Below are 11837 nucleotides of genomic sequence, written 5' to 3'. Positions count from 1 at the left end.
ATTTTTTAACTCAAAAGCTAACTGAGTGGATTAAAACTGATATGTCAAAGAGGCTTTGATGTTACGGCCTGGTTCAAAGTCAGTAGTAGCCTCATCTGCACTTAATCGAGAAGAGTGGCTAGCATAAGTCTCATCAAAAATATTATACACGCCAAGGGTTGCCTTTATATCTTGAAACTTACGAGGTGCATAACTCATATACACGTCATGGACATCATAACTTGGCTTGCTAACTCCGCTATTATCTGTGATTGAGGCCACATAAGTGCTGCGCCAACCTAGACCCACCTCATTAGTTGGATCATAGTTGAAGTTGACTGTGTAACGATCACCTGAGTCGGCACTGCCGCCACTAACCGATGGAATGCTATTGCCTGTTTTATCGCCCTCACTACGCGCGCGTGAATAGCTTAGACCCATGCCAAAGTTATTGGTCGAATAGTTAGCAGCCAGCTCTACCCCTTTGATTTCATAATCTTCGTTACTATTATAAATACCTTGGCATTTACCCCCTATTGCCCCAGTTTCACAATCAATACCATGTCTACCTGGTCTATTACCAGTGCGCATAAATTGCTGGAAATTTTCAATATTAGACTTAAAGTATTTGGCAGTTAACAGCAGAGAATCATTGGCTGTGCTCAAATCGCTTAGCGTGGTTGCAATACCCACCTCAGAGTTGTAGCCCTCTTCTGGTTTTAGATCTTTATTTACATAAATACCCTCACCATCACTATTAAAAACAGCCTGTCCCAAGTCAGGACCATTAAACAGCTCCGTATAACTACCAAAAATTTGGGTATTCGGAGCGATTTCATAACTGGCTGCCAATGCTCCTACAACATTGTCATACGTTTTGCCGCCGGCTACGAATTCTGGGGATTTATAACGGTCATAGCGAACTCCTGGGGTTAAAGTAAGTTTGTCAAAGCGCCATTGGTCTTCTAAATATACTGAAGTATTTTTGGCATCATCACTACTTGCTTTAGCGAAATCACGGCTCATTGCAGACTCTTTTTTGTAATGCTCCACACCAGCGATGAGTTTATGGTTACCAAAGCGGCCCTCAATAACACTGATGTTTTCAACTTTTGCACCGGTAGTTTTGACTTCAGCATCGAATTCATAGCCGGGTATGCGGTCCGAATCACGTAAAATTTGGGTCTTGGTTTGATACGCATTAGCAGAGACATCAATCAGTGGGTTGGAAGGATTAAAGCCATAATCTACATTATAAGTATCGCGTTTAACTTGTTGTGGAATAGGATCGTCAGCTCTTAAAGGGAAATCTGGACGAAATGGGAAAGTACCTTTTTTTTCGGTACGGTTAAAGCTCGCTCCAACACGGTGGTCATCTGCAACGACAATACCCGCTTTCAATAAAATATTTTCCGCTTTACTGTCTTCAAATAATTCACGGCCCTCACCATCTTCACCAGAGCTAATATCACGCTTACCGTAATAGGCCAGTAAATCTATATTATCTGTCGGAGCAGCAAATAGCGTTGCTGAAGTTAATAGCTCATCATTATTACTGGCATAGCCGGTATGTAACTTGGCCCCGAGTTGTTGACCAGGCTTTAATAAATCAGCGGCATCCACCGTTTTAAAGGCCACACCGCCCCCTAAAGCATCATTACCAAGTGTCACTGAGTTGTTACCAACGGCTACCTCTGTTTGCTTTAGCAGGTCTGGATCGATAGTCACATCTCCCATATGATAAAACAATGCCCCTTCTTGACGAGCACCATCAATGGTAACTTTAAGATTGGTATCATCAAGACCACGCACGCGAATACGTTGGTTTACTGAAGAAGTACCCCCAACACTCACCCCAGGCACCACCTCTAAAAAGTCACTTAAATGAGAGGCTTGCTGAGCTGGCACATATTCTTCCTTATAAACTGCTTCATTTTGTACCCTGTTACCGATCGAATTATTGGCACTGACAGTTATCTTCTGCATCGTCATAGTGGGCATGTCTGTCTCAGCACTCGCCGCTTGTGTAACAAGGATGGACATAATGGCAAGGCATAGAGGAGATAAATTATTAAGGCTAGTTTTACGCATAATATACACTCTGCTAATTTGGCAATGACTAAGTTTTCGGTTATTTAATTCTTATCTCACTAATGCAATCAATAATACGAACTATTATCATTTACATTGATAGCGAATGTTACTAAATTATTACAAATATTACAATACCAAACTTATGTGCATATTTTTTACTTTTTATCCCCCAAAAAACTATACATGCTATAGCCCTATATAAAAAAGCTCTGCCATTGGCAGAGCTTTTTTATGAACTTTATTAAATTATTTATTGGGTTAGGAGGCCACTTAAAGCAGCTTATTATCTTTTAACCACTGCACATTCATCTCTTTTACAGCGACAATTTCAGCATCCATAAAGGCTTTACTCTTACCCGGATTTTTTGAAATAGAGTAAGCATATAACAATATACCAAACAAGGTCCAACCTAAGAAGATAACCCATTCAATTCCAGTAAGCGCTGAAGGCATACCTGGTAAATATAACAACAACAAACCAGAGCTTAAAATAATGGTTACTACCCCTATTAGCTTACCGGCAGGAACTCTAAAAGGTCTGACCATATCGGGCTCGCGATAACGCAATACCAAAAAGGAAATCGCAACACAGGTATAAGCAATAACAATACCAAAGCCACCGGCATCAACAATCCATACTAGCATCTGACGACCAAATAATGGAGCTAAGGTAGCCAAACCACCAATTAATAAAATCGCATTAACCGGGGTGTTATATTTCGGATGCAGCTTAGCTAAAAAGCTAGGCAACATGTGCGATTTGGCCATCGCAAACATTAAACGGCTGCCCCCTACCAAAAAGGCATTCCAGCTCGATAAAATACCGAGCACACCGCCCATAACCAGTAATATACCGGCCCATTTACCGCCCCAAGCATTGGTCATAGCATCGGCTGTGGCAAGCGTTGAGTTTTGAGCTTGAATCAAAGGTAATGTTTTACCCACACTCCAAGCCACGCCCGCATACCAAGCAACCGCCACTACCAAAGATAATAATAAAAATATGCCGATTTTTGGTCGCGTTAAATCAATCTCTTCTGCAGCTTGTGGAATAACGTCAAATCCCACAAACATAAATGGCACCATTACAATAACCGCCATCATGCCACCGATACCGCCGATAAAGGCTGGTGCTTGAACCGCATCAGAGTTGGCAGGGTTATATAAAATGGCTCCTATCATTAATAAAGTGCCCACAATTAAAATACCGCCAACCGCTAATTTCTGAAACCAGGCACTAACTTCCATACCTCGAATGTTCAACCAAGTTACCACAATCGAGCCAATCATCCCCACACCTGCCCAAGAGGCATAGACATCCCAGTCCGCCACATTCCAGAGCAGCCCTTGATTGAAATTCGGAATCAGATATTCGATAACGGTCGGTAGTGCAACTGCCTCAAACGCCACAACCGACAAATAGCCGAATAAAATACTCCATGAGCAAATAAAGGAGACATGCACCCCAAGTGCCCTATGGGTATAGGTGTGCTCCCCACCAGTGATGGGCATGGAAGCTGCTAACTCTGCATAAGCAAAGCCAATAAAGATAACCGCTAGTCCTCCAATTAAAAAGGCCAGTACTGCACCCCAAATGCCAGCTGACATAACCCAGCCCCCTGCTAGCACTACCCAGCCCCAACCTACCATCGCACCGAAGGCCAGTGCAATGATATCTATCATTCCTAATGATTTTTTTAATCCAGACATATCAACTCCCTGATTTCATCTGATTATTTAACCTAATAATGCCACCCACTTTCCTATGCATAACATTATTAGGTATAGCGATTGCTTCCTGATAATCTTTAGCGCTATAACGCTGCCCCAATGATCTCAAGACCCTCTTGTAACACCTCATCCGAAACCGTCAATGGCACCATAATACGGATGGCGTTACCATATCGGCCACAGGAAGCCAGCAGCAAGCCTTTTTCAAAAGCATCGGCACGTAACTTAACGGTTGCCTCTACATCTGGATTACCCTGTGCATCTACTAGATCGAAAGCTAACATCGCACCTTTGTAGCGGATATTACCAATCTTGTCGCTATTTAAGCCTTGTAAGAAATCAGCAATGGTTTGACCAATAACTTTACTGCGCTCAAGTAGACCTTCTTCTTCGATAACTTCAATCACTGCAAGTGCAGCCACACAGCCCAGTGGGTTCCCTGAGTAAGTACCACCCAGCCCACCTGTCTGTGGTGCATCCATTACTTCAGCACGTCCGATAACTGCTGAGAGAGGATAACCACCGGCCAAACTCTTAGCACTGGTCATTAAATCTGGTTCAACACCCAATTGCTCAGTGGCAAATAAAGTACCGGTACGACCAAAGCAGGTTTGTACTTCATCAAAGATTAGTATGATGCCATGCTCGTCACAGATCTCACGCAGTTTTTTGGCAAACGTGGGTGTCACTTGGTGGAAACCGCCCTCACCCTGCACTGGCTCAACAATCATTGCTGCCACGTCACTGGGGTGAATTGATGACTGAAAAATCATCTCAATACTTTCTAGCGCCTGCTCTTCAGTTACCCCAAGCTCTGGTGCTGGAAACATGGCGTGATAGATAGAAGCTGGCATAGGACCAAAGTTATTTTTGTAAGGAATCACTTTACCAGTTAGCCCCATACACATATGAGTACGACCATGCCAGCCACCGGAGAATGAGATAACGCCATGACGGCCAGTATAAGCGCGGGCAATTTTCATGGTATTTTCAACGGCTTCAGCACCGGTAGTAAAAAACACAGCTTTTTTATCGCCACTAATTGGGGCTAGCTCACACAGCTTCTCAGCAAGGCTTACATAACTTTCATAGTTAACAATTTGAGCCGCAGTATGAGTAAATTTATCTAGTTGCTCGCGCACACGGGCTGTGATTTTTGGGTGGTTATGACCTGTATTTAATACTGAGATACCACCGACAAAATCAATGTAACGGTTGCCTTCTACATCCCAAAGCTCTGAATTCAATGCTTTGTCAGCAAAGACTGGGAAAGCCACACCAAGACCTTTTGGTAATACAGCCAGACGGCGCTCTAATAGTGATTTGTTGGTTTGTTTGCTCATATCTACATCCCTTGTATTTAGGCAATTGCTTGGTTATGAAATGTCGTTGGTTAACCCAACTATGATTTGATTTGGCTGGCTAATACTGATATTAACCAGTCTTCTGTCGCTAATTGAATGCTAATTAAGTGGCTATGTAACCGATTTCTAGCCCAGCTCTTGGGCCCAGTATTTAATAGTGATGTACTCATCAATACCGTATTTAGAACCTTCACGGCCAAAGCCTGATTGCTTGACCCCACCAAAAGGCGCCACCTCAGTCGACAAAATACCGGTATTCTGACCCACCATGCCGTAATCTAAGCCTTCACAGACCCGCCATGAACGTGCTAAGTCGTTGCTATAAAAATAGGCAGCCAAGCCATAAATGGTATCGTTGGCATGCTTAATGACTTCTGCCTCATTGCTGAAGGTAAAAATTGTAGTGATTGGGCCAAAAATCTCCTCATGAGCAATGTCCATATCAGCAGTGATATCACTAATAACTGTAGGATTCATGGTCAACTCAGAGATGTCATTGACATCGCCGCCAGCCAATAAATTTGCCCCTTTATCTAAGGCATCTTGTAGTAAGGCAGTGACTTTTTGGAGGGCATCTTGGTTGATTAAAGGACCAATATCTACGCCCTCTTTTAGACCATCACCAACTGATAACTCAGCCACTTTTTTCAAGAATATTTTTAAGAATTCATCTTTAATAGTATCTTGAACATAAATGCGGTTGGCACAAACACAAGTTTGGCCTGCGTTACGGTACTTAGCAGCAATTAAGCCATCAGCTGCTTTGTCTAAATCTGCGTCGTCAAATACTATAAATGGTGCGTTACCGCCAAGCTCTAAAGAGAGCTTCTTAATAGTAGGTGCGCACTGTGCCATCAACGTACGACCCACTTCAGTGGATCCCGTAAAAGACAGCTTATGAACCCGTTTATCAGAAGTGAGTACGCCGCCCACCACAGATGATTTACCAGTAACAATTTGCAGCACACCTTCGGGGATACCTGCTTGAATCGCAAGCTCGCCTAAAGCCAATGCAGAAAACGGGGTTTCAGTGGCAGGTTTGACAATCATGGTACAGCCAGCCGCTAAGGCAGGAGCGGCTTTGCGGGTAATCATAGCTGAGGGAAAGTTCCAAGGCGTGATGGCCGCGCAGACACCAACGGGCTGCTTTAGAACCGTAATACGCTGAGTGGCTTTGGTGGAAGGAATGACGTCGCCATAAACACGTTTGCCTTCTTCAGCAAACCAGCGAATAAAGCTATTGGCGTAAGTAATTTCACCACGAGACTCTTTTAAAGGCTTGCCTTGCTCAGCAGTCATTAATACCGCCAAATCCTCATGATTTTCATCAATCAGATCGGCCCACTTATGTAATAACTTAGCGCGCTCAGCAGCAGTTTTGGCAGCCCAGCTTATTTGTGCTTGCTCAGAATCAGCGACAGCTTTTTCAATTTGAGATTGGCTTAAGCTGGGAATACTGCCTAACACTTCGCCATTGAAGGGGTTGGTGACATCAATTGTTGAGCCATCTTCGGCATCTACCCAGCCCTCACCAACTAGGCACTGAGTTTTTAATAGATCAGGGTTTTGCAAAGTAACCATATCAACCATCCTTGTCTTATGCAGCTCGCTACTGCCTTTATTATTAAATACTTAATGCCGCCTAGCAGATCACTGCGCCATCATAATATTGTAACTACTTATCCTTGTAATTCAGTATATTGAATTTGCATTTCATATACAAGATAACTTATTATAAATTTACTTTGAGCATAATTGCAACACCTCAATTACACATTTCAACTATCACAATCCATAAGCTAACTCTAATTGGATTAAAGCAGAGGGTGTTTTGCTTACAACATATTGAACAGACTTAACTTAATCATTACCTGAGTGCTTTATTTATAGGATGACCAACTTGAAACCTAATGACCAAAAAACCTCTGCTAGCGTTCCCGCCATAGACAGAATGTGTTTGATTCTCGATTTAATTACTGAAACCAACTACCCCCTAACTTCTGCAGAAATTGCTGAACAATTACAGCTGCCACGTAGTAGTACTCACAATCTATTGCAGAGTTTGCTGTCTAAGCACTTGGTATTCAAAGACCGTGACAATCGTTTTCACCTTGGCTCATACCTACTTTACTGGGCAGGAAAGTATGAAAAACAGCACAGCATTATCGATGTATTCCATAATTTAATTGTCAATCATCCCCTGTTATTGCAGCACACCGTCACCCTATCTAAGATTGATGGTACAGAGGTGGTCTTCTTAGCCTGTCATGAGTCTCCTGCTCCGCTTGGCTTTACTTTCCGATCAGGAGTTCGTGTTCCTGCTCCATTTGCAGCCACAGGTAAAGCCATGCTTGCAACTTATGATGATGAAACACTGGCTCAGTTATTTGGACAATACATGCCTGAAGCCTATACCTCGCGCAGTGTGCAAACACTTGAGAAGCTAATTGATGAGTTAAATGACATCCGCAAGACGGGGATTTCATTAGATGATGGACAATTAAGAGAGGGGATGTACTGCTTAGGCACCTGTGTGGTGGATAATGACGGCAACCCATTAGCTGGCATGGCCATCAGCTTCGTCAAAGAGGAGTTTGAGCAGCATCGTGAAGCGGTGAGCCAAGCTTTACTGTCATTGGCTAAAGATATCTCCTTAACACTGGGTATAAAGTAAAGCTATAAAAATATAGCCAACAAGCAGAGGTTTGTTGGCTATATCATTTGTCACTGGTCTCAGCCGTCCATACATACATACATACAGTCAGTAAGGTAATTAACCAAGCAATCACACTGTTATATAGTTATACAGTTATAAAGTCGCTTAGTCACTCACTCAGACAATCTGATTATCTTGCAACTGCTGTATCTGTGCAGCAGTTAACCCTATATTTTGCAATACAGCTAAGGTATCAGCGCCCAGGGCAGGCGGTGCACTGTGATAACTGACAGGTGTTGCAGATAATTTAATCGGACTGCCCAAAGCACGCACTGGACTATCCTCAAAGCTAACAATCATCTCCCGCGCCGCAACTTGGGGCATAGCAAGAGCTTCAGTCACATTATGAATAGGACCGCATGGCACGCCAGCTTGTTGCAGTAGTTGTAGCCACTGCTCACGAGTTTTGGTTTTAAACACCCCAGTGAGTACTTGCTGTAAGCTATCACGATTTTCCACTCGTGCAGGGTTAGTACTATATCGGCTGTCTTCATGCAGTGGTATGCCAATCACCGCACACACTTTGGCAAATTGAGCATCATTACCACAAGCCAAAATAAAGTGACTGTCATCGGCAGTTGCATATACCTGATAAGGCGTAATATTGGGGTGCGCATTGCCCAATCTTGGGGGTGTTTTGCCTGAGGCCAATTGATTCATACCGATATTGGCGAGCATGGCAATGGCACTATCGAGTAAAGCCACGTCCACATGCTGTCCCTCTCCTGTATTAGCGCGTGCCAGAAGTGCCGCTTGAATGCCCACAGTCAGCTGCAAACCGGCGAACAAATCTACCACAGCCACACCTACTTTATGCGGTTCACCATCACTAGGGCCAGTTATACTCATCAGGCCTGATAAGCCTTGAATGATATAATCATACCCCGGCTTATGCGCTTCAGGACCAGTCTGTCCAAAACCCGTTAATGAAGCATAAATCAGCCGTTTATTGACTGATTTTAGGGAGTCATAATCCAGCCCATATTTTTTTAAGCCCCCAACTTTGAAGTTTTCTACCAACACATCACTGTCTGCTGCCAATTTTTTAATCAGCTGCTGACCTTCAGCCGTGGTGATGTCTACGGTGATAGACTTCTTATTACGATTAACAGTAGCAAAGTAAGCGGCCGTTTGCTCTCCCGTATTGTCATCGGTAAAACTTGGCGGGTTCCAATGCCGAGTTTCATCACCGACCACGGGGCGCTCTACCTTTATAACCTCCGCACCTAAGTCTGCAAGAATCTGGGTACTCGAAGGTCCTGCCAGCACCCGCGATAAATCCAAAACCTTAATCCCGCTTAAGGCTTTTGGATTTTGCTCTGTGCTCTTTGGCTCAGTTGATTGATTGTGTAACATATCATCCCTCATGTCTGTTTTGGCGATAAAAAAACCGCCATAAGTTAGGATTGACCAGCTGATGACAGCCGAAACAAAACCTCTCTTATGGCGGCTGTTGCCTTCCATCTATATGGCTATAAACTCTATTTAGCCCAATAAAAACTATTTAGCCAAATAAGAGCTTTCTAGCCAAATTAAAGTTATCTAGCCAAAGGCCTGAATACCCGTTTGAGCACGGCCTAAGATAAGCGCATGGACGTCATGTGTGCCTTCATAAGTATTCACCGCTTCCAAGTTCATCACATGACGAATCACATGGAACTCATCACTGATACCATTACCGCCATGCATATCACGTGCCACACGAGCAATGTTCAATGCCTTACCACAGTTGTTACGCTTAATTAGGGAGATCATCTCAGGTGCAGCGTTGTGTTCGTCCATCAAACGGCCAACACGTAGCGCTGCTTGCAATCCTAGCGCAATCTCAGTTTGCATATCAGCAAGCTTTAGCTGTACTAGCTGAGTAGCTGCCAACGGACGGTTAAACTGTTTGCGATCTAATGTATATTGACGAGCTGCTTTCCAACAAAACTCTGCTGCGCCCATAGAACCCCAAGCAATACCATAACGCGCTTTATTTAAGCAACCAAACGGGCCTTTTAAGCCACGGATATCGGGAAAAGCGTTTTCTTCAGGGACAAACACATCGTCCATTACGATTTCACCGGTGATAGAAGCTCGCAGTGAGAACTTACCTTCAATCTTCGGTGCCGATAAGCCTTTCATGCCTTTTTCTAATACAAAGCCGCGGATATCACCTTCATCGTCTTTGGCCCACACCACAAACACATCAGCAATCGGACTGTTGGTAATCCACATTTTGCTGCCTTTCAGCTTATAGCCACCGTCTACCTTTTTGGCACGGGTTTTCATTGAGCCTGGATCAGAGCCAGCGTCTGGTTCAGTGAGTCCAAAGCAGCCCACGTATTCGCCTGAGGCAAGCTTAGGTAAGTACTTCTCTTTTTGTGCTTCTGTACCATAAGCCCAGATTGGATGCATCACCAAACTTGATTGCACGCTCATGGCAGAGCGGTAGCCTGAGTCGACTGCTTCTACTTCCTTGGCAATTACCCCATACGCCACACTTGATAAACCGGCACAACCATAACCATCAATGGTAACACCCAGTAGACCCAACTCGCCCATTTGACGCATGATATTGCGATCAAAATTCTCATGACGGTTGGCCTGTAAAATTCCTGGCATCAGCTCACTTTGACAAAAATCATGTGCCGATCTTTGCACCATCTGCTCTTCTTCGGTTAATTGGTTATGCAATAAAAAAGGATCTGACCATTCGAAGGTTGGTCTTTGAGTGGCATAAGCGGTATTGGTTTCATTTGACATAACTGGCTCCTTGTTTTTATCAACTGTTATTTGTACAACTTGCTTGATGAGATTGCGAATCAAAAGCGCTAGCTATTGTTAATAAGCCTACTTTAAGTAAATCTAGTTTTGATAAATCTAGATTAGTTGAAATAAAACTGCTAAACTTAGTATTGTTTCGCATAGTGAAACTGTGTTTCATTTATTGAATTAATTAAAACAGAATTAATTATTGAAGTAAAGATATTTTTGTTTTTTGTGAGAATAAGATCTTAAAAAGATAAGAGCCTAAACAGTCAAAAAGACCTACTCTTAAGCTCTATAAGAAAAAATACAAGGGATATAAGGCTGATGAAAAATTCACTAATTTCAGAAATAAAAGATCATTTAGATACAGCCAAACAGCAGGATGACAAAGCCTTTATTACCGCTTTAGGTCGAGGGCTGCTGTTGCTAAGTGCCTTTGAAGATGAGCAAGAACTGACCCATCAGATGCTGTGTGACAAGACCGCTCTGCCTAAAGCTACTGTCAGCCGTCTATTGCATACTTTGCAGCAGTTAAACTTTATCAAGCGCAATAAGAATGACAGTTATAAGCTCGGCAAAAATTTGCTCAAATTAAGCAGCAGTGTCTGGCAAAGTCAGGATATTGTCGAAGAAGCACTACCATTACTGCGAGAGTTTGCACTCAACCATCAGGTCTCGGTCAATATTGCTACCGAAGATGAGGGAGAAATGCGCTATGTGGCCTGTTATCGCAGTCCAGCACGATTGGCGGTGAATTTGTCGGTAGGGTCAACGGTGCCACTTGAAAAGACGGCTTTGGGCAGAGCTTATTATGCTGCAATTATCCCTTCAATGCAGCAGCAAGTCATCAACAGCCTGCCTTACACAGATGACTCTCAGCAAAAGATTGAAGCAATAAATAAACTTAATAAAGCAGCTGATTTTTATCATAAGCAAGGCTATTGTTTGTCCGATGGGGAATACTCACCCGATATTTTGGCTGTAGCCATTCCGCTATACGACAGTATCAAGGGCGAATATACTCACTCGTTAAATGCTAGTGTGCCACGAGCGCTATGGGAGGCTGACAGCTATATCAGTTATATTGTGCCGCATCTGCAGGCTTTGGCGAGACAGATTGAAGAGCTGTAGAAACAATAAAAATAGAGACAATAAAAAAAACGTACCTAATTAATAGGTACGCCTTTTAATGTTAAACC

The 11837-nt window shown here is 43.3% G+C and carries 8 protein-coding genes; 2 read left to right on the top strand and 6 right to left on the bottom strand.

The window, feature by feature from the left end; genetic code table 11:
- Positions 1–30: 30 nt before the first annotated feature.
- From G561_RS0106195 to G561_RS0106180, 4 genes are all read right to left on the bottom strand, one after another.
- A complete protein-coding gene (locus G561_RS0106195; RefSeq protein WP_227674052.1) occupies positions 31–2022 on the bottom strand; it encodes a TonB-dependent receptor domain-containing protein in 1992 nt (663 codons plus the stop codon).
- A 321-nt stretch (positions 2023–2343) separates the two neighbouring features.
- Positions 2344–3783, bottom strand: a complete 1440-nt coding sequence (locus G561_RS0106190; RefSeq protein WP_028858768.1) for an APC family permease — start codon at positions 3781–3783, stop codon at positions 2344–2346.
- A gap of 104 nt (positions 3784–3887) precedes the next feature.
- A complete protein-coding gene (gene gabT, locus G561_RS0106185) occupies positions 3888–5147 on the bottom strand; it encodes a 4-aminobutyrate--2-oxoglutarate transaminase (protein WP_028858767.1) in 1260 nt (419 codons plus the stop codon).
- Positions 5148–5294: 147 nt separating this feature from the next.
- On the bottom strand, positions 5295–6749 hold the full coding sequence (locus tag G561_RS0106180; protein ID WP_037031840.1) for an NAD-dependent succinate-semialdehyde dehydrogenase: 1455 nt from the start codon (positions 6747–6749) through the stop codon (positions 5295–5297).
- 319 nt (positions 6750–7068) lie between these two features.
- Here G561_RS0106180 and G561_RS0106175 point away from each other — a divergent pair, with 319 nt between their 5' ends.
- On the top strand, positions 7069–7842 hold the full coding sequence (locus G561_RS0106175) for an IclR family transcriptional regulator (RefSeq protein ID WP_028858765.1): 774 nt from the start codon (positions 7069–7071) through the stop codon (positions 7840–7842).
- A gap of 159 nt (positions 7843–8001) precedes the next feature.
- Here G561_RS0106175 and G561_RS0106170 read toward each other — a convergent pair whose 3' ends face one another.
- Positions 8002–9240 (bottom strand): CaiB/BaiF CoA transferase family protein, encoded by a 1239-nt coding sequence (locus G561_RS0106170; RefSeq protein WP_028858764.1) that lies wholly within the window; start codon positions 9238–9240, stop codon positions 8002–8004.
- 186 nt (positions 9241–9426) lie between these two features.
- Entirely contained in the window at positions 9427–10632 is a 1206-nt protein-coding gene (locus G561_RS0106165; protein ID WP_028858763.1) for an acyl-CoA dehydrogenase, read from the bottom strand.
- Positions 10633–10962: 330 nt separating this feature from the next.
- Between G561_RS0106165 and G561_RS0106160 the strand changes: the two genes are divergently transcribed.
- Entirely contained in the window at positions 10963–11769 is an 807-nt protein-coding gene (locus tag G561_RS0106160; RefSeq protein WP_051584402.1) for an IclR family transcriptional regulator, read from the top strand.
- The last annotated feature ends 68 nt before the right edge of the window (positions 11770–11837 follow it).

Source organism: Psychrobacter phenylpyruvicus DSM 7000 = NBRC 102152, from assembly GCF_000685805.1.
In the GTDB taxonomy this organism is placed as follows: Bacteria; Pseudomonadota; Gammaproteobacteria; order Pseudomonadales; family Moraxellaceae; genus Psychrobacter; species Psychrobacter phenylpyruvicus.
The sequence above is the reverse complement of the archived record's forward strand: the minus strand, read 5'-3'. Positions and strand labels throughout refer to the sequence as shown.

Bases quoted from the DNA above. Each gene is read 5' to 3' on its own strand.
- G561_RS0106180 (WP_037031840.1), bottom strand. From the start codon at position 6,749: ATGGTTACTTTGCAAAACCCTGATCTATTAAAAACTCAGTGCCTAGTT.
- G561_RS0106195 (WP_227674052.1), bottom strand. From the start codon at position 2,022: ATGTCCATCCTTGTTACACAAGCGGCGAGTGCTGAGACAGACATGCCC.
- gabT (WP_028858767.1), bottom strand. From the start codon at position 5,147: ATGAGCAAACAAACCAACAAATCACTATTAGAGCGCCGTCTGGCTGTA.
- G561_RS0106190 (WP_028858768.1), bottom strand. From the start codon at position 3,783: ATGTCTGGATTAAAAAAATCATTAGGAATGATAGATATCATTGCACTG.
- G561_RS0106160 (WP_051584402.1), top strand. From the start codon at position 10,963: ATGAAAAATTCACTAATTTCAGAAATAAAAGATCATTTAGATACAGCC.
- G561_RS0106165 (WP_028858763.1), bottom strand. From the start codon at position 10,632: ATGTCAAATGAAACCAATACCGCTTATGCCACTCAAAGACCAACCTTC.
- G561_RS0106170 (WP_028858764.1), bottom strand. From the start codon at position 9,240: ATGTTACACAATCAATCAACTGAGCCAAAGAGCACAGAGCAAAATCCA.